This is a genomic window from Arundinibacter roseus (assembly GCF_004348825.1).
Taxonomy (GTDB): Bacteria; Bacteroidota; Bacteroidia; order Cytophagales; family Spirosomataceae; genus Arundinibacter; species Arundinibacter roseus.
Genome location: NZ_SMJU01000001.1, coordinates 20,205 through 37,550, shown reverse-complemented (window position 1 = coordinate 37,550; position 17,346 = coordinate 20,205). Strand labels below are relative to the sequence as shown.

Annotated in this window: 31 protein-coding genes; all 31 read left to right on the top strand. The window is 43.4% G+C overall.

Annotation, left to right across the window (positions count from 1 at the left end; genetic code table 11):
- The first annotated feature begins 97 nt into the window (after positions 1–97).
- The 31 genes from rpsJ to carA all read left to right on the top strand — a co-directional run bounded on the left by rpsJ (position 98) and on the right by carA (position 17,315).
- On the top strand, positions 98–403 hold the full coding sequence (rpsJ, locus tag EZE20_RS00260) for a 30S ribosomal protein S10 (RefSeq protein WP_132113290.1): 306 nt from the start codon (positions 98–100) through the stop codon (positions 401–403).
- Positions 404–716: 313 nt separating this feature from the next.
- A complete protein-coding gene (rplC, locus tag EZE20_RS00255; RefSeq protein ID WP_132113288.1) occupies positions 717–1,337 on the top strand; it encodes a 50S ribosomal protein L3 in 621 nt (206 codons plus the stop codon).
- A gap of 5 nt (positions 1,338–1,342) precedes the next feature.
- Entirely contained in the window at positions 1,343–1,972 is a 630-nt protein-coding gene (gene rplD / locus EZE20_RS00250; protein WP_132113286.1) for a 50S ribosomal protein L4, read from the top strand.
- Between the two features lie 2 nt (positions 1,973–1,974).
- Positions 1,975–2,262, top strand: coding sequence for a 50S ribosomal protein L23 (rplW, locus tag EZE20_RS00245; protein ID WP_132114132.1), 288 nt, complete (start codon positions 1,975–1,977; stop codon positions 2,260–2,262).
- A gap of 43 nt (positions 2,263–2,305) precedes the next feature.
- Entirely contained in the window at positions 2,306–3,130 is an 825-nt protein-coding gene (gene rplB, locus EZE20_RS00240; RefSeq protein ID WP_132113284.1) for a 50S ribosomal protein L2, read from the top strand.
- Between the two features lie 9 nt (positions 3,131–3,139).
- Positions 3,140–3,418: a 30S ribosomal protein S19 gene (gene rpsS, locus EZE20_RS00235; protein WP_132113282.1), complete on the top strand. Its 279-nt coding sequence runs from the start codon at positions 3,140–3,142 to the stop codon at positions 3,416–3,418.
- Between the two features lie 56 nt (positions 3,419–3,474).
- Positions 3,475–3,864, top strand: a complete 390-nt coding sequence (rplV, locus tag EZE20_RS00230; RefSeq protein ID WP_132113280.1) for a 50S ribosomal protein L22 — start codon at positions 3,475–3,477, stop codon at positions 3,862–3,864.
- Between the two features lie 15 nt (positions 3,865–3,879).
- Positions 3,880–4,689, top strand: coding sequence for a 30S ribosomal protein S3 (gene rpsC / locus EZE20_RS00225; RefSeq protein WP_132113278.1), 810 nt, complete (start codon positions 3,880–3,882; stop codon positions 4,687–4,689).
- Positions 4,690–4,736: 47 nt separating this feature from the next.
- Positions 4,737–5,162 carry a 50S ribosomal protein L16 gene (gene rplP / locus EZE20_RS00220; RefSeq protein ID WP_132113276.1) on the top strand — a complete coding sequence of 142 codons (426 nt, stop codon included), beginning with the start codon at positions 4,737–4,739 and terminating at the stop codon, positions 5,160–5,162.
- Positions 5,163–5,208: 46 nt separating this feature from the next.
- Complete coding sequence (rpmC, locus tag EZE20_RS00215; RefSeq protein ID WP_132113273.1) at positions 5,209–5,406, top strand: 50S ribosomal protein L29; 198 nt, start codon at positions 5,209–5,211, stop codon at positions 5,404–5,406.
- Positions 5,407–5,423: 17 nt separating this feature from the next.
- Positions 5,424–5,687: a 30S ribosomal protein S17 gene (gene rpsQ / locus EZE20_RS00210; RefSeq protein ID WP_132113270.1), complete on the top strand. Its 264-nt coding sequence runs from the start codon at positions 5,424–5,426 to the stop codon at positions 5,685–5,687.
- 2 nt (positions 5,688–5,689) lie between these two features.
- Positions 5,690–6,058, top strand: coding sequence for a 50S ribosomal protein L14 (gene rplN, locus EZE20_RS00205; RefSeq protein WP_132113267.1), 369 nt, complete (start codon positions 5,690–5,692; stop codon positions 6,056–6,058).
- 48 nt (positions 6,059–6,106) lie between these two features.
- Positions 6,107–6,445 (top strand): 50S ribosomal protein L24, encoded by a 339-nt coding sequence (gene rplX / locus EZE20_RS00200; protein ID WP_132113264.1) that lies wholly within the window; start codon positions 6,107–6,109, stop codon positions 6,443–6,445.
- Positions 6,446–6,512: 67 nt separating this feature from the next.
- Complete coding sequence (rplE, locus tag EZE20_RS00195; protein ID WP_132113261.1) at positions 6,513–7,067, top strand: 50S ribosomal protein L5; 555 nt, start codon at positions 6,513–6,515, stop codon at positions 7,065–7,067.
- Positions 7,068–7,101: 34 nt separating this feature from the next.
- Positions 7,102–7,371, top strand: a complete 270-nt coding sequence (rpsN, locus tag EZE20_RS00190; RefSeq protein ID WP_132113258.1) for a 30S ribosomal protein S14 — start codon at positions 7,102–7,104, stop codon at positions 7,369–7,371.
- A gap of 74 nt (positions 7,372–7,445) precedes the next feature.
- A complete protein-coding gene (gene rpsH / locus EZE20_RS00185) occupies positions 7,446–7,844 on the top strand; it encodes a 30S ribosomal protein S8 (RefSeq protein WP_132113255.1) in 399 nt (132 codons plus the stop codon).
- 19 nt (positions 7,845–7,863) lie between these two features.
- The gene (rplF, locus tag EZE20_RS00180) at positions 7,864–8,421 is read left to right on the top strand and encodes a 50S ribosomal protein L6 (RefSeq protein WP_132113252.1); all 558 of its coding nucleotides are present in this window, start codon (positions 7,864–7,866) and stop codon (positions 8,419–8,421) included.
- Positions 8,422–8,469: 48 nt separating this feature from the next.
- Positions 8,470–8,823, top strand: a complete 354-nt coding sequence (gene rplR / locus EZE20_RS00175; RefSeq protein WP_132113249.1) for a 50S ribosomal protein L18 — start codon at positions 8,470–8,472, stop codon at positions 8,821–8,823.
- Positions 8,824–8,834: 11 nt separating this feature from the next.
- The gene (gene rpsE, locus EZE20_RS00170) at positions 8,835–9,350 is read left to right on the top strand and encodes a 30S ribosomal protein S5 (protein WP_132113246.1); all 516 of its coding nucleotides are present in this window, start codon (positions 8,835–8,837) and stop codon (positions 9,348–9,350) included.
- 37 nt (positions 9,351–9,387) lie between these two features.
- Positions 9,388–9,567, top strand: coding sequence for a 50S ribosomal protein L30 (gene rpmD / locus EZE20_RS00165; protein WP_132113243.1), 180 nt, complete (start codon positions 9,388–9,390; stop codon positions 9,565–9,567).
- Between the two features lie 12 nt (positions 9,568–9,579).
- Positions 9,580–10,026, top strand: a complete 447-nt coding sequence (gene rplO / locus EZE20_RS00160; protein WP_132113240.1) for a 50S ribosomal protein L15 — start codon at positions 9,580–9,582, stop codon at positions 10,024–10,026.
- A gap of 64 nt (positions 10,027–10,090) precedes the next feature.
- Positions 10,091–11,407 carry a preprotein translocase subunit SecY gene (gene secY, locus EZE20_RS00155; protein ID WP_132113237.1) on the top strand — a complete coding sequence of 439 codons (1,317 nt, stop codon included), beginning with the start codon at positions 10,091–10,093 and terminating at the stop codon, positions 11,405–11,407.
- Between the two features lie 4 nt (positions 11,408–11,411).
- Positions 11,412–12,209, top strand: coding sequence for a type I methionyl aminopeptidase (map, locus tag EZE20_RS00150; protein ID WP_132113234.1), 798 nt, complete (start codon positions 11,412–11,414; stop codon positions 12,207–12,209).
- Positions 12,210–12,232: 23 nt separating this feature from the next.
- Positions 12,233–12,451 carry a translation initiation factor IF-1 gene (gene infA, locus EZE20_RS00145; RefSeq protein WP_132113229.1) on the top strand — a complete coding sequence of 73 codons (219 nt, stop codon included), beginning with the start codon at positions 12,233–12,235 and terminating at the stop codon, positions 12,449–12,451.
- A 48-nt stretch (positions 12,452–12,499) separates the two neighbouring features.
- Complete coding sequence (gene rpmJ, locus EZE20_RS00140; RefSeq protein WP_084299511.1) at positions 12,500–12,616, top strand: 50S ribosomal protein L36; 117 nt, start codon at positions 12,500–12,502, stop codon at positions 12,614–12,616.
- A 6-nt stretch (positions 12,617–12,622) separates the two neighbouring features.
- Positions 12,623–13,000, top strand: a complete 378-nt coding sequence (gene rpsM / locus EZE20_RS00135; protein ID WP_132113226.1) for a 30S ribosomal protein S13 — start codon at positions 12,623–12,625, stop codon at positions 12,998–13,000.
- Positions 13,001–13,051: 51 nt separating this feature from the next.
- Positions 13,052–13,447, top strand: coding sequence for a 30S ribosomal protein S11 (gene rpsK / locus EZE20_RS00130; protein ID WP_132113223.1), 396 nt, complete (start codon positions 13,052–13,054; stop codon positions 13,445–13,447).
- Positions 13,448–13,533: 86 nt separating this feature from the next.
- On the top strand, positions 13,534–14,139 hold the full coding sequence (gene rpsD, locus EZE20_RS00125; protein ID WP_132113220.1) for a 30S ribosomal protein S4: 606 nt from the start codon (positions 13,534–13,536) through the stop codon (positions 14,137–14,139).
- A gap of 135 nt (positions 14,140–14,274) precedes the next feature.
- Complete coding sequence (locus tag EZE20_RS00120) at positions 14,275–15,264, top strand: DNA-directed RNA polymerase subunit alpha (RefSeq protein ID WP_132113217.1); 990 nt, start codon at positions 14,275–14,277, stop codon at positions 15,262–15,264.
- Between the two features lie 74 nt (positions 15,265–15,338).
- Complete coding sequence (rplQ, locus tag EZE20_RS00115; protein ID WP_132113214.1) at positions 15,339–16,088, top strand: 50S ribosomal protein L17; 750 nt, start codon at positions 15,339–15,341, stop codon at positions 16,086–16,088.
- 120 nt (positions 16,089–16,208) lie between these two features.
- On the top strand, positions 16,209–17,315 hold the full coding sequence (gene carA, locus EZE20_RS00110; protein WP_199879855.1) for a glutamine-hydrolyzing carbamoyl-phosphate synthase small subunit: 1,107 nt from the start codon (positions 16,209–16,211) through the stop codon (positions 17,313–17,315).
- Positions 17,316–17,346: the final 31 nt, after the last annotated feature.

Genomic DNA, 17,346 nt, shown 5'->3' with positions numbered 1-17,346 from the left:
ACTGATACAAAGCATTGATGAAGCAAATGGTTCTTTCATCAGTGACGCCTGTCGGGAACGGGCATATTTTTCAGGAACCTGTACAAGTAAAAAAGCAATGAATCAAAAAATTCGCATTAAACTCAAATCTTTCGATCACAACCTGGTCGATAAGTCAGCCGAGAAAATCGTGAAGGCTGTGAAAGCAACCGGCGCTGTGGTCAGTGGACCTATTCCTTTGCCAACGGAAAAAGAGATCTTTACCGTATTGCGTTCACCTCACGTAAATAAGAAGTCACGCGAGCAGTTTCAACTTTGCACCTACAAGCGTTTGGTTGATATTTTCTCGACAAGTGCCAAAACGGTTGACGCTCTGATGAAACTTGAACTTCCTAGTGGAGTTGATGTAGAAATTAAAGTTTAGAAATACGCAATTCAGGAGAGCAAAAGAATACAGGTTGATACCTTTTCTTTTGCGCTAATTATCCTGAAACACATAAATCGGATGAAGGTCCAGTATAGGAAACCACATCTGAGCTCGAATCGTCAGAGAAGGCGCCTTGCCTGATATTTACTCTGCTAACGACACTGAGGTCAGATGTATCCCACATCTGACCTTTTTTATTGATAATCAGAAAAATAATAAACGGAATCACATAGGAAGTCAGGAACATTTCACTAACTTTGCAGTCCGTTTCAAAAAATAGGTTTAATCCTGCTATTTTAAAACAATAAAGATGTCTGGTTTAATAGGAAAGAAAATCGGAATGACTAGTTTGTACAATGCTGACGGGCAGGCTCTGGCATGTACTGTAATTCAAGCTGGTCCTTGTGTTGTAACGCAAGTAAGATCCGAAGAAAAAGATGGCTACAAGGCTCTGCAACTGGCCTTTGGCGAAAAGAAAGAAAAAAATACCACGATGCCGATGCTCGGTCACTTCAAAAAGGCTGGCACGACTCCTAAGCAAAAAGTAGTGGAGTTTAAGTACTTCGAGGTAGATCACGAGTTAGGCACTACACTATCGATTCAGGATCTCTTCATTGAAGGTGATTTTGTGGACGTAATTGGAAATGCCAAGGGACGTGGTTTCCAGGGGGTAGTGAAGCGTCATGGATTTGCCGGGGTGGGTGGTCAAACTCACGGACAGCATAACCGTGCACGTCACCCGGGTTCAATCGGTGCATGTTCATTTCCTTCCCGCGTATTCAAAGGTATTCGAATGGGTGGTCGCATGGGAAATAATCGTGTTAAAATTCAGAACCTTCGTGTTCTGAAAGTGATTCCCGAGCAAAATCTTTTAGTGGTTAGCGGCTCGGTACCAGGTTCAAAGAATTCATTTGTAATCATTGAGAAATAATACCGATGGAACTGTCCGTAATTAATATAAAAGGAGAAGATACCGGTAAGAAGATCAGTCTTTCGGAAGATATCTTCGGCGTGGAGCCCAACGAGCATGCAATCTATTTGGATGTAAAACAATATCTGGCCAATCAGCGTCAGGGTACACACAAGGCAAAAGAACGTGCAGAAGTTAGCTACTCTACACGGAAGATCAAGCGTCAGAAGGGTACAGGAGGAGCACGTGCAGGCAGTATCAAGTCGCCGGTATTTGTAGGTGGTGGACGTATTTTTGGTCCAAGACCCCGCGACTATGGTTTCAAACTGAACAAAAAAGTGAAGACATTGGCTCGTAAATCTGCTTTTGCAGTGAAGGCTAATGCAAATTCTATCTCGGTTCTGGAAGCATTTACATTTGATGCCCCCAAGACAAAGTCTTACCTGAATGTGTTAAATGCACTTTCGCTCGTAGGTACCAAAACATTGCTGATTTTGCCTGCAAATGATGCAAATGTGTATCTGTCAGGACGTAACGTACCGAAGGCCAAAATTACAACGGCTGATATGGTTAATACGTATGATCTTATGAACGCAGATCGTCTTTTGATAAGCGAACCTGCACTGTCTGTACTGGAAACCTTATTGAATAAATAATGATGAGTGTACTTAAGCGTCCAATCATAACTGAAAAGGTAACTGCACAGGCGGGCCTTGGAAAGTATGCCTTTGAAGTAGCAAAAGATGCGAATAAGGTGGAGATAAAGAAAGCTGTTGAAAAAATGTATGGAGTTACGGTTAGAAGCGTGCATACAATGCGCTGCATCGGAAAAGCCAAAACCCGCATTTCAGCCGGTAAGTTTATCTCGGGTAAAACATCAACTTATAAGAAAGCTATCGTAACCGTGGCCGAAGGGGAGATCATTGATATCTACGGTGAAGCCTAGAAGATAGTTGACTGATTCATAACATTGACGAGCAAGTATAGCAATGGCAGTTAAAAAATTAAAACCCACAAGCCCCGGTCAACGCTTCCGTATCGCTCCTTCTTTTTCGGAGATTACGGCAGACAAGCCCGAGCGCAGCCTGATCGAACCGATCAAAAAATCGGGTGGTCGTAATAATCAGGGTCGACGTACCATGCGTCACATTGGTGGTGGCCACAAGCGCATGTACCGTGTGATTGATTTCAAGAGAAATCGCGTGGATGCACCCGCTACGGTATTGACCATAGAATATGATCCCAACCGTTCAGCACGTATTGCCCTGTTGCAATATGAAGACGGTGAAAAGCGCTACATCCTGGCACCAAATGGCCTCAACGTAGGTCAGGTGATTGTAGCCGGATCAAATGTTGCCCCCGAAGTTGGGAATGCTTTGCCACTAGGCTCAATGCCGATTGGTACAATTGTTCACAACATCGAACTAACTCCTGGAAAGGGCGGGCAGTTTGCCCGTAGCGCCGGAACGTACGCTCAGTTAGTAGCGCGTGAAGGAAGATACGCTGTTTTGAGACTTCCATCCAGTGAAATGCGTATGATCCTTTCTACCTGTATCGCAACGGTAGGTACGGTTTCTAACTCAACTCACATGAACGTGAACATTGGGAAAGCCGGTCGGAAGCGTTGGTTGGGACGTCGTCCCCGTGTGAGAGGTGTAGCCATGAACCCGGTCGATCACCCAATGGGTGGAGGTGAAGGACGTGCATCAGGAGGACAACCACGTTCACGGAATGGTCAATTCGCCAAAGGATTGAAGACGAGAAATCGGAACAAGCATTCTGAAAAACTGATTATTAGCAGACGTAAAAAGTAAGATAGCTACATGGCACGTTCATTAAAAAAAGGACCTTATATAGATTTTCGTTTGGAGAATAAAATTCAGACGATGAATAGCGCGGCCCGTAAATCGGTAATCAAAACCTGGTCACGGCGTTCAATGATTTCACCTGACTTCATCGGACATACGTTTGCGGTTCACAACGGGAATAAATTCATTCCTGTATATGTGACTGAAAATATGGTTGGACATAAATTAGGTGAATTCGCACCAACCCGGAATTTCCGTGGGCACACAGCGAAAAAAGATAAGGGAAAACGATAAACTTTGTTGACCGCCGACTCAGGGTAACAATCCCTGAAAGGCTAATCTGAAAGAACATGGAAGCAAAAGCAATACTAAAAAATGTACCTACCTCGCCTCGGAAAATGAGACTGGTAGCTGACATGATTCGTGGTCAAAAAGTCAGTAAAGCTTTGGCCCTTTTGAAATTTCAGCCCAATGGCGCATCTCCTGTACTTCACAAAGCACTGCTATCAGCAGTTGCAAACTGGCAGCAGGGAAATGAAGATGCCAAAATTGAAGATGCTGATTTATACGTAAAAACGGTATTTGTGGATGGAGGTCGTATGTTAAAGCGCCTTCGCCCTGCCCCTCAGGGAAGAGCTCACAGAATCCGTAAACGGTCAAACCACATCACAATTGTGATTGACGATGCTTCAACAGAGGCAAATTTTGTAGAAGCAGAAGAAACAAACACCGAATCATAAACGATCTGTATACGAATGGGACAAAAGGTAAACCCAATAGGTCTTAGACTAGGAATTGTTAGAGGATGGGAGTCGAGCTGGTATGGTGGAAAAGACTTCTCTGACAAATTGGTTGAAGACGAAAAAATCCGCAAATATATTCAGGCTCGTATCCCAAAAGGCTCTATCTCTAAGGTAGTCATTGAACGTACGCTGAAGCGGATCACCCTTACAATTCATACGGCACGCCCCGGAATTGTGATTGGAAAAGGCGGAAGCGAGGTAGATAAGATTAAAGAAGAGCTGAAAAAGATTACGGGAAAAGACGTACAGATCAATATTTATGAGATCAAACGTCCCGAAATTGATGCAAAATTAGTGGGTGAGGCAATCGCTCAACAATTGCAGGCTCGTATTTCTTATCGTCGTGCCATGAAGCAATCCATTTCATCGGCTATGCGTGTAGGATCGCAGGGAATAAAAATTCGTCTTTCCGGACGTTTGGGCGGTGCAGAAATGGCCCGTACCGAAGAGTACAAAGAAGGACGTATTCCATTGCACACCCTTCGTGCTGACATTGATTACGCAGTTTCTGAGGCACAAACCATTTATGGTAAGATCGGAATCAAAGTATGGGTCTTCAAAGGAGAACTCTACGGAAAGCGTGATTTGACGCCAAGCGCAGCAACTGCACAGGCAGATCGTAACGACCGGACCGAACGTGGCGGTGCCCGTGGAGGCGAACGTCGTGGCCGTGGAGGCGAAAACGATAAAGGTGGTGCTGATCGTGGCGGTGACCGTCGCAAACGCAGCAAGGGTACTACCAATACCAACAAGAAGAAGTAATCAGAACGATTTTCGGCGCCAGGCGTCGGTAAAAATAAATCAGAATCATGTTACAGCCGAAAAGAACCAAATTTCGCAAGCAGCAGAAAGATAAAGGCGGCTTCAATGGGGTTGCATCGCGTGGGCATCAAATATCCTTTGGATCATTTGCCATCAAAGCACTGGAACCGGGTTGGCTTACCGCTCGTCAGATCGAAGCAGCACGTATTTCAGTAACTCGTGCAATGAAACGTGAAGGGCAAGTTTGGATACGTGTATTTCCAGATAAACCCATTACAAAGAAGCCTGCCGAAGTACGTATGGGTAAAGGTAAAGGCGCCCCTGAATATTGGGTAGCTATGATTAAGCCCGGAACAATCATTTTTGAAGCAGCCGGTGTGAACCTTGATACTGCAAACGAAGCGTTGCGCTTAGCCGCTCAGAAGTTGCCGATCAAGACCAAATTTATCGTGCGTCGCGATTATCAGGAATAGAAAGCATTTTTTGTGCGTTTTCTGAACCATACAAATTCATAGAGCAATGAATAATCAAGAAATAAAAGCCCTGTCAGCAGATCAGCTGAAAGAGCAAATCGTCCAGGAGAAAGAGCGCTTGCTGCGTTTGAAGTTTGCCCATGCTGTTTCTCCCATTGAGAATCCGATCCGAATTCGTGCTGCGCGTAAGCAAATTGCACGTTTGATGACCGAATTGACGGCAAAATCTTCCCAACAGCAATAATTAGCAGGTAAGAAATCATGGAGGAAATAAAAAGAAATTTACGTAAAGAACGAGTAGGGCAGGTGGTTAGTAACAAGATGGAAAAATCTTGTATTGTCACTGTCGAACGTAAGGTCAAGCATCCAATGTATGGTAAGTTTATGAAAAAGACTTCCAAGTTTATGGTGCATGATGAAAGTAACCAATGTGGAGTAGGCGACACGATCCGTATAATGGAAACTCGCCCGCTTAGCAAAAATAAGCGTTGGAGATTAGTAGAAATCCTTGAAAGAGCGAAGTAACAATGGTACAGCAAGAATCAAGACTGTCCGTAGCAGATAACAGCGGAGCCAAAGAAGTACTCGTAATTCGGGTGCTTGGCGGAACTGGTAAGCGCTATGCAACAGTAGGCGACAAAATTGTCGTAACGGTAAAATCAGCCTTATCTTCAAGCAACATGAAGAAAGGGACAGTATCAAAGGCGGTTGTGGTGCGTACCAAAAAGGAGTTGCGCCGGAAAGATGGAACCTATATCCGTTTTGAAGACAATGCGGCTGTTTTGCTTAACAACAATGATGAGCCCCGCGGAACCCGCATCTTTGGACCGGTTGCCCGTGAATTGCGTGAAAAGCAATTTATGAAAATCGTTTCTCTTGCACCGGAAGTTCTCTAAGTCTGAACGGCAACCCGTAATTCTTTGAACCGATAAAGAATACCAATCATGGAAAAAAAGCAAACAAAGCAGCCAAAGTTGCACATCCGGACAGGAGATACTGTTAAGGTAATTGCCGGGAACTCAAAAGGAAAAACTGGTTTGGTTAAGTCAGTCATTATAGCTAAGCAACGTGCAATCGTTGAAGGTGCCAATATGATTACCAAACACGTAAAGCCTAATGCACAAAACCCGCAGGGAAGCATTGAAAAGTTGGAAGGAAGCATACATATCAGCAATTTGATGGTTGTGGATCCAGCTACGGGAGAAGCCACTCGCACAGGCCGTCGTCTCAACGATAAGAACAAGTTGCAGCGCTTCTCCAAGAAATCAGATAAGTTTATCTGATTCTACGCATAGAATATAACTATTTATAAACAAGTGGGTCGGTAATCCACGAACGTGTAATTTTCAGATGGCAACTCCAAGACTAAAAGAAAAATACCATAACGATGTTGTAGATCAACTGAGAGAGAAGTTTCAGTATAAGTCTATCATGCAGGTTCCTCGCCTGAAAAAAATCGTTCTTAATAAAGGAATAGGTGCAGCGGTAGCTGACAAAAAACTGGTGGATACAGGAGTTGAAGAGTTGACTCTAATCACAGGACAGAAAGCGGTGGCTACCATCTCAAAGAAAGCCGTTTCGAACTTTAAACTCCGTGAAAATATGCCGATTGGTGCGAAGGTTACGCTTCGTGGAGATCGCATGTACGAATTCCTGGATCGTCTTACTGCAATCGCAATGCCTCGGGTACGTGATTTCCGTGGGATAAGCGATAAAGGGTTTGATGGACGTGGTAATTATACCTTTGGCGTAAAAGAACAGATTATCTTTCCCGAAATCAGTATTGATAAAGTAAATAAGATCACGGGAATGGATATCACGTTTGTTACCTCAACGAATTCGGACGAGGAAAGCTACGAATTGCTAAAAGCACTCGGCATGCCTTTTACGAACGCAACGAAGTAATCAATAATTCTCAGATTAAGATATTTCACTGACAATGGCAAAAGAATCAGTAAAAGCCCGGGAAAGAAAAAGACAACAGTTGGTGGCTAGGTATGCTGACAAGCGTGCAAAGTTGAAAGAAGCCGGAGACTGGGTTGCTCTCGATAAATTACCCCGAAACTCCTCACCGGTGCGTCTGCACAATCGTTGCAAAATCACTGGACGTCCCCGCGGATATATGCGCAAATTTGGAATTTCCCGTGTTCTATTTCGTGATATGGCATCACAAGGAAAAATTCCTGGTGTTACTAAATCAAGTTGGTAAGAACCCTTTTAATTCTGATTTCAATTACTTAACTTTGCACGCCTTTTTGAGGAGTGCTTAAACAAGTCACTAAAATGGTAACGGATCCCATAGCAGACTATCTGACTCAAATCAGAAACGCCATAAAGGCGAAGCACCGGGTTGTAGAGATACCTGCTTCAAACATAAAGAAGGAAATTACGAAGGTACTATTTGAAAAAGGATACATTCAAAGCTATAAATTTGATGATAACGGCCCACAAGGCTCCATCAAAATTGCTTTGAAATATAATCCAGTAACCAAACAACCCGCAATCGTAAAACTTCAGCGTGTGAGCAAGCCAGGTCTTCGCAAATACTCAGGTGCTGATACTCTACCCCGCGTTTTGAGCGGATTAGGGACAGTCATTATCTCTACATCAAAAGGCGTGATGACCGATAAGGAAGCACGCACGATGAACGTCGGTGGAGAAGTGTTGTGTTACGTGTACTAATCGTAAAGTCTAGATAGAAATGTCACGAATAGGAAACAAATTAATTGAACTACCCGCCGGAATCACGGTCTCCGTGAACGACGATAATATAGTATCTGTAAAGGGACCTAAGGGAACCTTAACCCAAGTGGTTGATAAAGATATTAGCATTGAGGTAGAGGGCAGCGAATTGAAGGTTCGTCGCCCAAGCGAACAAAAACGACACAAGGCCCTTCATGGCCTGTACCGCTCTCTGATCAACAATATGATTATTGGAGTAAATACAGGCTACCGTAAAGAACTTGAAATAGTTGGGGTAGGTTATAAAGCAACTGCCGCCAATAATGTTCTTGAACTAAGCCTTGGATATTCTCACAGCATCTTTATGGCTGTTCCTCAGGAAATTAAAGTGTCTACAATTACCGAAAAAGGTCAAAACCCCAAGGTAATTCTCGAAGGCATTGACAAAGAACTGATTGGAGCTGTTGCGGCAAAAATCAAGTCGCTCCGTAAAGTTGAACCTTACAAAGGAAAAGGTATTCGGTTTGTTGGGGAAGTTGTTCGTCGTAAGGCGGGTAAATCTGCTTCCAAGAAATAATAAAATCCCTTCGGGGAGTATTTTTAAACAAGTACATTCGATAATTCAATGGCGACTGCAAAAACAGACAGGAGACAACGCCTCAAATATCATATCCGTAAAAAGGTGCATGGAACAGCTGACCGCCCACGTTTGTCGGTCTTTCGTTCAAACACTAACATTTACGCTCAGGTAATTGATGATGAAACAGGCGTAACATTAGTAAGTGCTTCTTCCCTGGATTTAGGAGAGAAAAAATGGAATACCAACATTGAAGCTGCTGCATTGGTAGGTAAGAAAATTGCAGAAAAAGCAGTAGAAGCTGGCGTATCTGCGGTAGTTTTCGACCGGAACGGCTACTTGTATCATGGTAAAGTTAAAGCATTAGCCGAAGCAGCCCGTGAGGGTGGTCTCAAATTCTAAGAAACACGATTATGTATACGAACAACAGACCCTCAAAGGTCAATGAATCAGAGCTCAAAGAGCGTGTTGTTGCCATCAATCGAGTGGCCAAAGTAGTGAAAGGCGGTCGTCGTTTTAGCTTCTCCGCAATTGTGGTAGTTGGAGACGGAAAAGGAGTTGTTGGTTACGGCCTTGGTAAAGCAAACGAAGTAACAGATGCAATTGCCAAAGGTATTGACGATGCAAAGAAGAACCTTTTTCAGGTACCTCTTTTGAAAACAACCGTTCCTCATGCCATGGAAGGTAAGTACAGCGGTGGATTTGTCCTGATCAAGCCCGCAGCACCAGGAACAGGTGTAATTGCCGGTGGTGCGATGCGTGCGGTACTTGAAGCTGCCGGAATTCACGACGTACTAGCCAAGTCCAAAGGATCATCCAACCCGCACAACGTGGTAAAAGCCACAATTGATGCCCTAATGAAAATGAGAGCTCCACATCAGGTTGCTTTTCAGCGGGGAGTTAAGTTGGAAAAAGTATTCAACGGATAATCTGCAATACAGATAGATCTCTTACTTAGAAGAAACCATGTCAAAAGTACGTATTACCCAAATCAGAAGCACAATTGATCGCCCCGAAGATCAGAAGCGCACAGTAAAGGCGCTTGGGTTGGGCAAAATCAATCGCTCTGTTGAGAAAGAAAATAACTCTTCCATTGCGGGAATGATCCGTAAGGTGAGCCATTTGGTCAAAGTCGAAGAAATTTAATTATATATTGCTATGAATCTTAGTTCATTAAAACCAGCTGCCGGTTCGGTTCGGGCCAACAAGCGAGTAGGACGCGGAACGGGTTCGGGAAGAGGCGGTACCTCCACAAGAGGTCATAAAGGAGCACAGTCCCGTTCAGGATATAGCGCAAAGCGCAGCTTTGAAGGTGGTCAAATGCCCCTTCAGCGTCGTGTGCCTAAGTTTGGTTTCAATAATATCAATAGAGTTGAATACAAAGCACTCAATTTGGATGCTATTCAGGCTCTGGTAGAAAAAACTGGAACAGCCGTTATTACGCTCGAACTGCTTCGGGATAACGGACTCGTGAGCAAGAAAGACCTTGTGAAAATCCTTAATCGCGGCGAAGTTTCTGCTGCAATTGAAGTTCACGCGCATGGGTTTTCAGCCAGTGCCATTGAAGCTATTGAGAAAGCCGGAGGTAAGGCAATTAAATTGTAAATCCTGTTGGTATCTTACTACCGTTAAAGTTTGAACGATCCCCAGGTTATACAAGACTTTTCATATGAAACGATTTATCGATACGCTCAAAAATATTTTTTCAATTGAGGAGTTGAGAACACGAATTCTCAACACTCTTTTGTTTATAACGATATTCCGTTTGGGGTCGTTTGTAGTGCTGCCAGGTATTGAACCTGACCGCATGAATTTTTCAGCGCAGGGGCTACTTGGCCTATTGGATACATTTTTGGGCGGCGCATTCAGTAAAGCGTCAATTTTTGCCTTAGGGATTATGCCCTACATTTCGGCATCAATTGCAATTCAGCTTTTGACAATGGCACTACCTTACTTTCAAAAAATGCAGAAAGAAGGGGAGTCCGGTCGTAAGAAGTTAAATCAGATTACACGGGTTCTGACCATCATTGTTACGTTTGCCCAGGGCATTACCTATTTGAAAACCACCGTGCCTGATGAGGCATTATTAGTCTCCCGCAGCATTTTTACAGTATCATCTGTGTTTATTCTGATTGCCGGCACCATGTTTTGTATGTGGCTTGGTGAACGTATCACGGATAAAGGTGTTGGAAACGGTATTTCAATGCTTATTATGATTGGAATCGTTTCTCGATTCCCCGGTGCTATTTATCAGGAATTTGCCTCACGTGGAAGTTCGCAGATTCTGATTTTTGTTCTTGAATTAGTCGCACTTTACTTTGTGATCATGGGGGCAGTGATGTTAACTCAGGCTGTCCGAAGGGTACCAATTCAATATGCCAAACAAGTTGTCGGAAATCGGGCTATTGGAGGCGGACAGCGGCAATATCTTCCATTGAAAGTAAATGCTGCTGGCGTGATGCCCATTATTTTTGCGCAGGCATTAATGTTTGTTCCTTCTCTAGTAGCTTCTCTTTTTGCCGAAACAAGCGATTTCGCGAGTAATGTAGCGACTATTTTTGCTACTTACACTACCTGGCAGTATAATGTCTTGTTCGGTGTACTCATTATCGTTTTTACATTTTTCTATACGGCCATTTCAGTAAATCCACAGCAAATAGCAGATGATATGAAACGCGGGGGTGGGTTTATTCCGGGCATCAAACCTGGGCAGCAGACCTCGGATTATATTAGTACAGTATTGGATCGTATTACTTTCCCGGGAGCTATCATGTTAGCTATCGTGGCGATTCTCCCTGCATTAGCTAGTTTAGTCGGAATGACCAGTTCTTTCGCACAGTTTTTTGGAGGGACATCTCTTCTGATTATGGTTGGTGTGGTGTTGGATACATTGCAGCAAATTGAAAGCTATCTCCTGATGCGTCGGTATGAAGGGCTGATGAAGTCCGGACGTATTAAAGGACGCACAGAAAGTATAGCAGTTTAGATATATGATCTACCTGAAAACAGATCAGGAGATAGAGCTCATTAAAAAGAGCGCCATTGTTCTGGGTAAAACACACGCGGAAGTAGCCAAATGGATAAAGCCCGGTGTTACCACAAAACGTCTTGATTCGGTTGCGGAAGAATTTATTCGGGATCATCAGGGAGTTCCTTCCTTTAAAGGTTATAATAATTTCCCTGCCTCGCTTTGTATTTCCGTTAATGAGGTTGTAGTACATGGAATACCAGGCAACTACCAATTAGTTGAAGGAGATATTATTTCTATTGATTGCGGAGTTAAATTAGGTGGGTTTCACAGCGATAGTGCCTACACCTATCCGATTGGAGAAGTTTCAGAAGAAGTTTCTGCTTTATTGAGCCATACCAAGCGCTCGCTCTATGAAGGAATCGATAAAGCAATCGATGGATTACGGACAGGAGATATAGGATTTGCTGTACAAAACTATGTAGAAGAACTGAATTACTCCGTTGTCAGAGAACTTGTTGGTCACGGCGTTGGCAAAAACCTTCACGAAGGCCCGGAAGTTCCTAATTATGGAAAAAGAGGAAAAGGAATAAAATTAAAAGAGGGTATGGTGATAGCGATTGAGCCTATGATAAACCTCGGAAAAAAAGGAGTTGTACAGGAGCGTGACGGCTGGACAATCAGAACTGTTGATCGCAAGCCATCTGCGCACTTTGAGCATACAGTAGCAATCCGTAAAGGGAAGGCAGAGATATTGACCACGTTTGAATATATAGAAGAAGTAACAGCCAATACCAGTTTAATGGTTGTTGCTCACTAACAAAAACATCTGATAAAAATATAATGGCAAAACAAGCATCCATTGAGCAGGACGGAGTAATCGTAGAAGCATTGTCAAATGCGATGTTTCGTGTTCAGTTGGAAAATAAGCACGAAGTTATTGCGCATATCTCAGGAAAAATGAGGATGCACTATATAAAAATTTTGCCTGGCGATCGTGTCAAACTGGAAATGTCTCCGTATGATTTGACAAAGGCGCGAATCGTTTATCGTTACAAATAAATGTTTGAGACAGTCGCTTACTAATTTACGCGAAAATCCTGAATAAAAATGAAAGTTAAAGCATCAGTAAAAAAGCGCAGTGTTGACTGCAAAGTGATCCGCCGCAAAGGCAAGATCTATGTAATTAATAAAAAGAATCCTCGGTACAAACAAAGACAAGGATAATTCATTATGGCACGTATTGCAGGAGTTGATATTCCCGATCGTAAAAGAGGCGAAATCGCCCTTACCTATATCTACGGAATTGGTCGTAGTGCATCGCGGAAAATTTTAGAAAAGGCAGGTGTATCTTTCGATAAGAAGGTTGCAGAATGGTCGGATGACGAATCAGGTGCGGTTCGTTCGGTAATTGCGAACGAATTCAAAGTTGAAGGTGCGCTCAAGTCAGAGGTGCAGTTGAGTATTAAACGGCTTATGGACATTGCTTGCTATCGCGGGCTTCGCCATCGGAAAGGCTTGCCGCTTCGTGGGCAAAGAACGAAGAATAACTCACGTACACGGAAAGGTAAGCGTAAGACGGTAGCAAATAAAAAGAAAGCCACGAAATAACACTTAGGCATTGAAGTCAAATTCATGCTTAATTAATTCAGCAATAGCACAATGGCACAAAATAAGAGAAAAGACAAAGCAAAGAAAAGAGTAGTGGTCGTTGAATCTGTTGGTCAGGTTCATATTAAAGCTACCTTTAATAATATCATCATTTCTATCACGAACAATAACGGTCAGGTTATTTCGTGGGCATCAGCGGGAAAGATGGGCTTCCGGGGTTCCAAAAAGAACACGCCGTATGCAGCACAAACTGCGGCTCAAAACTGCGCACAGGTTGCTTTTGATTTAGGAATGCGTAAAGCTGAGGTTTTTGTTAAAGGACCGGGTTCCGGAAGAGAATCTGCCATCCGGACCATTCAGAACGCAGGTATTGAAGTTTCTTCAATTCGGGATATTACACCACTTCCACACAATGGATGTCGTCCTCCCAAACGCAGAAGAGTATAATTTTTTTCATTAGGCCGCGGGTAATCAATTAATAATTTAGGAACTGGGGTTATCTAATTGATTACAGCATTATTTAAATTTAGAAAATGGCACGTTATACAGGTCCCAAGGCAAAAATTTCGAGGCGTTATGGTGAACCCATTATGGGTCCAAGTAAGGCTCTCACTAAAAAGAACTATCCTCCCGGCGTTCATGGCCGCGGCAGACGTTCCAAAAAATCCGAATATGCACTTCAATTAATGGAGAAGCAGAAGGTGAAGTATACCTACGGTATTTTGGAAAAGCAATTCAGAAATATATTCCAGAAAGCTTCTGTAAAAGAGGGAATCACGGGAGAGAATCTTCTGAAATTGTGTGAAGCTCGACTCGATAACACAGTGTATCGGTTAGGTATCGCACCAACCCGGCGGGCTGCCCGCCAATTGGTTGCTCACAAGCACCTGATGGTGGATGGTGAAATCGTGAACATCCCATCTTATTCTTTGCGCCCCGGTCAGACAATCTCCGTTCGTGAGAAGTCTAAGTCTCTGGAAGCAATATCTGATAGCCTGGCTGGACATACGTCCAAGCGTTTTACCTGGCTCGAATGGGAAGGTTCTCAGCTAACGGGTAAGTTTATCTCTTATCCTGAGCGGGATCAGATTCCTGAGAATGTCAACGAGCAACTCATTGTCGAGTTGTACTCTAAGTAATTACACTTAATCATCTACATAGCCCCGGCTCGTCCGGGGCATCCTTGTACCCCTGAAACGGGAAACGTTTGCGATCGCAAAGGTAACGATGGCCTGATCAACCGTCATTTACTACACAAAAAGGAGACAAAGACTATGTCAATATTAGCATTCCAAATGCCTGATAAGGTCGTCATGGAGAAAGCTGACGATTTTCACGGGTTGTTTGAATTTAAGCCTTTGGAGAAAGGATATGGTGTGACCATAGGCAATGCCCTACGCCGCATATTGCTTTCATCATTGGAAGGCTACGCCATTACGAGCGTGAAATTCCCCGGTGTTCTCCACGAATTTTCTACCATAGAGGGTGTGGTTGAAGATGTTACGGAAATTATCCTCAATCTTAAAACAGTACGATTCAAGAAAGTTGTTGATCTTGTTGAGAATCGAATTGTAGTTAATCTGAAAAATGTATCAGTTGTAACGGCTGGTGATATTGGTAAATTCACAAGTTCGTATCAGGTATTGAATCCTGAGCAGGTGATATGCCACCTCGATGATCAGAAGGAATTCGAAATGGAAATTCTTTTGGATAAGGGACGCGGATATGTACCTGCGGATGAGCCTCGTGCTACCGAATTGCCTTTCAGCCATATTGCGATGGATGCTATTTATACGCCCATCAAAAATGTTAAATACAGCGTTGAAAATACTCGTGTAGAGCAACGGACGGATTATGAAAGACTTCTGATTGATATTCAAACAGATGGCTCTATTCATCCCGAGGAAGCTTTGAAAGGAGCAGCTAATATATTGATTCAACACTTTATGCTTTTCTCTGACCAAACGATGACGTTTGAGAAGCAGAAAGCAGAAGAAGATAATCAGGTAGACGAAGAGATGTTGCGTATGCGCAAGCTCTTGAAAACATCTTTGTCTGAACTTGATCTTTCTGTTAGGGCTTACAACTGTTTGAAATCAGCAGATGTAAAAACGTTGGGAGATCTGGTGAAGTTAGAAATTTCAGACATGATGAAATTCCGCAATTTTGGAAAGAAATCATTGACCGAGTTGGAGCAACTCGTATCTGAGAAAGGCCTTACCTTCGGCATGGAGGTTGGAAAGTACCGTCTTGAAGAGGATTGAAAAGTAAGTTAAATAAGTCAGTATTCTGTAGCGCGTTTTAACCCGCCGCTCGAAGCTACTAAACAATTAAAAAAATGAGACACGGAAAGAAAGATAACCACCTGGGAAGAACGGCTTCACACCGTCGGGCAATGCTGTCAAACATGGCCTCTTCATTGATCTTACACAAACGCATTGAGACTACACTTGCCAAAGCCAAGGAACTCAGAAAGTATGTTGAACCTCTTTTGACTCGCTCAAAAGTGGATTCTACGCACAATCGTCGGATCGTTTTTTCTTACCTCCATGATAAGGAGTCTGTAAAAGAACTTTTCAATGTTGTTTCTGATAAAATTGTTGACCGTCCGGGTGGATATACCCGTATCGTAAAGTTGGGAACTCGTCTTGGAGATGCCGCCGAAACCTGTTTGATGGAATTGGTTGATTTCAACGAAACACTACTTCTCGCAGAAACTGAAAAAGCAACCAAAACGCGTCGTAGCCGTCGTGGTGGTAAAAAGTCTGAAACTTCAACTGCGGATGATGCGCAAGCAGCTCCCGTAGCTCTGGAAGAAACAGCTGCACCCGAAGCTGACGATTTGGAAAAAGTAGAAGGTGTTGGACCAAAAATTGCTGAGGTTTTGCAAGCTGCCGGTATTGACTCTTTCGCTAAATTGGCTGAAACAACTCCCGAGGCTATTCGTGAAATCCTGGACAATGCAGGTTCACAATTTGCTTCACATGATCCTGCAACCTGGCCTAAGCAAGCTGAATTGGCCGCCGCAGGTCAGTGGGAAGAGCTGAAAACCTGGCAGGACGAATTGAACGGAGGACGCGAGAATTGATAGAAAATATATCAGAAATGATAGAATAAAATTGAGAAAGGGGTTAGGCGATTATCGTTTAACCCCTTTTTTTGGGCATTATTTAATACTTTTGAATCTCTAACTCTTGTAACGATAAAAATGACTGAGACAAAGGAAGCACTATTGCTACTGGAAGATGGTACGGCCTATCGAGGCACAGCCCTGGGAAAATCTGGTACTACGGGAGGTGAAATCTGCTTTAATACCGGCATGACGGGTTATCAGGAGATTTATACAGATCCTTCGTATTATGGTCAGATCGTGGTTAACACGACCTCGCACATTGGGAACTATGGCGTGCAACTGGGAAGTGAAGAAGAATCAGATCATGTAAAGATTAAAGGCATGGTTTGTAACACTTTTTCAAATGTCTATTCAAGGCATACCGCCGACTTTTCTCTTCAGGAATACTTTGAAAGAGCTAATATTGTCGGGATTAGTAATGTTGATACCCGGCATTTGGTACGGCATGTGCGTCAAAAAGGCGTAATGAACGCCATTATTTCGTCTGAAATTCTGGATGAAACCGAATTGATGCAGGAGTTGAAGAAGATACCTTCTATGGCTGGCCTGGAATTATCATCGGAAGTCAGTACAGAGCAGGCATACTTTGTTGGCGATGAAATGGAAAGTCGCTGGCGAGTTGCGGTGATGGACTATGGCATTAAAAAAAGTATCCTCAAAAACCTGACAATGCGAGGATGCTATTGTAAAGTTTTCCCCGCCCAAACATCGTTTGAAGAGGTAATGGAATGGAAGCCCGACGGATTTTTTATCTCAAATGGTCCGGGAGATCCCGGCGCCATGTTGTATGCCGTTGAAACTGTCAAAAAGATGGTAGATACCAGCAAACCAGTTTTTGGAATTTGCCTCGGACATCAACTTTTGGCAGAGGCTAGTGGTATTTCTACCTACAAAATGCACCACGGACACCGGGGACTAAACCATCCGGTTAAGAATCTTATCACAGGCCGCTGTGAGGTGACCTCACAAAATCACGGGTTTGCTGTTAACCCGGACGAGATTTTGAGTCATCCTGATGTAGAGGTAACGCATGTTAATCTGAACGATAAAACTATTGAAGGTATTCGTCGGAAGGACAAACCGGCGTTCTCAGTACAATATCATCCCGAAGCATCACCCGGTCCGCACGATTCGCGCTATTTGTTTGATGAATTTGCCAAGTTGTTAACCGAAGCTGAGTAAATTCAACCTATTGATTAAAAATGAAGCCTTC

Excerpts from the sequence above, each read along its gene's own strand:
- rplR (WP_132113249.1), top strand. The coding sequence starts at position 8,470 with ATGGCGACTGCAAAAACAGACAGGAGACAACGCCTCAAATATCATATC.
- rpmD (WP_132113243.1), top strand. The coding sequence starts at position 9,388 with ATGTCAAAAGTACGTATTACCCAAATCAGAAGCACAATTGATCGCCCC.
- rplD (WP_132113286.1), top strand. The coding sequence starts at position 1,343 with ATGGAACTGTCCGTAATTAATATAAAAGGAGAAGATACCGGTAAGAAG.
- carA (WP_199879855.1), top strand. The coding sequence starts at position 16,209 with ATGACTGAGACAAAGGAAGCACTATTGCTACTGGAAGATGGTACGGCC.
- rpmJ (WP_084299511.1), top strand. The coding sequence starts at position 12,500 with ATGAAAGTTAAAGCATCAGTAAAAAAGCGCAGTGTTGACTGCAAAGTG.
- rplP (WP_132113276.1), top strand. The coding sequence starts at position 4,737 with ATGTTACAGCCGAAAAGAACCAAATTTCGCAAGCAGCAGAAAGATAAA.
- rpsS (WP_132113282.1), top strand. The coding sequence starts at position 3,140 with ATGGCACGTTCATTAAAAAAAGGACCTTATATAGATTTTCGTTTGGAG.
- rpsM (WP_132113226.1), top strand. The coding sequence starts at position 12,623 with ATGGCACGTATTGCAGGAGTTGATATTCCCGATCGTAAAAGAGGCGAA.
- rplC (WP_132113288.1), top strand. The coding sequence starts at position 717 with ATGTCTGGTTTAATAGGAAAGAAAATCGGAATGACTAGTTTGTACAAT.
- rpsE (WP_132113246.1), top strand. The coding sequence starts at position 8,835 with ATGTATACGAACAACAGACCCTCAAAGGTCAATGAATCAGAGCTCAAA.
- rplQ (WP_132113214.1), top strand. The coding sequence starts at position 15,339 with ATGAGACACGGAAAGAAAGATAACCACCTGGGAAGAACGGCTTCACAC.
- rplX (WP_132113264.1), top strand. The coding sequence starts at position 6,107 with ATGGAAAAAAAGCAAACAAAGCAGCCAAAGTTGCACATCCGGACAGGA.
- rplE (WP_132113261.1), top strand. The coding sequence starts at position 6,513 with ATGGCAACTCCAAGACTAAAAGAAAAATACCATAACGATGTTGTAGAT.
- rpsJ (WP_132113290.1), top strand. The coding sequence starts at position 98 with ATGAATCAAAAAATTCGCATTAAACTCAAATCTTTCGATCACAACCTG.
- rpmC (WP_132113273.1), top strand. The coding sequence starts at position 5,209 with ATGAATAATCAAGAAATAAAAGCCCTGTCAGCAGATCAGCTGAAAGAG.
- rplF (WP_132113252.1), top strand. The coding sequence starts at position 7,864 with ATGTCACGAATAGGAAACAAATTAATTGAACTACCCGCCGGAATCACG.
- rpsQ (WP_132113270.1), top strand. The coding sequence starts at position 5,424 with ATGGAGGAAATAAAAAGAAATTTACGTAAAGAACGAGTAGGGCAGGTG.
- rpsC (WP_132113278.1), top strand. The coding sequence starts at position 3,880 with ATGGGACAAAAGGTAAACCCAATAGGTCTTAGACTAGGAATTGTTAGA.
- rpsK (WP_132113223.1), top strand. The coding sequence starts at position 13,052 with ATGGCACAAAATAAGAGAAAAGACAAAGCAAAGAAAAGAGTAGTGGTC.
- rplO (WP_132113240.1), top strand. The coding sequence starts at position 9,580 with ATGAATCTTAGTTCATTAAAACCAGCTGCCGGTTCGGTTCGGGCCAAC.
- secY (WP_132113237.1), top strand. The coding sequence starts at position 10,091 with ATGAAACGATTTATCGATACGCTCAAAAATATTTTTTCAATTGAGGAG.
- rpsD (WP_132113220.1), top strand. The coding sequence starts at position 13,534 with ATGGCACGTTATACAGGTCCCAAGGCAAAAATTTCGAGGCGTTATGGT.
- EZE20_RS00120 (WP_132113217.1), top strand. The coding sequence starts at position 14,275 with ATGTCAATATTAGCATTCCAAATGCCTGATAAGGTCGTCATGGAGAAA.
- map (WP_132113234.1), top strand. The coding sequence starts at position 11,412 with ATGATCTACCTGAAAACAGATCAGGAGATAGAGCTCATTAAAAAGAGC.
- rpsH (WP_132113255.1), top strand. The coding sequence starts at position 7,446 with ATGGTAACGGATCCCATAGCAGACTATCTGACTCAAATCAGAAACGCC.
- rplB (WP_132113284.1), top strand. The coding sequence starts at position 2,306 with ATGGCAGTTAAAAAATTAAAACCCACAAGCCCCGGTCAACGCTTCCGT.
- rplN (WP_132113267.1), top strand. The coding sequence starts at position 5,690 with ATGGTACAGCAAGAATCAAGACTGTCCGTAGCAGATAACAGCGGAGCC.
- rplV (WP_132113280.1), top strand. The coding sequence starts at position 3,475 with ATGGAAGCAAAAGCAATACTAAAAAATGTACCTACCTCGCCTCGGAAA.
- infA (WP_132113229.1), top strand. The coding sequence starts at position 12,233 with ATGGCAAAACAAGCATCCATTGAGCAGGACGGAGTAATCGTAGAAGCA.
- rplW (WP_132114132.1), top strand. The coding sequence starts at position 1,975 with ATGAGTGTACTTAAGCGTCCAATCATAACTGAAAAGGTAACTGCACAG.
- rpsN (WP_132113258.1), top strand. The coding sequence starts at position 7,102 with ATGGCAAAAGAATCAGTAAAAGCCCGGGAAAGAAAAAGACAACAGTTG.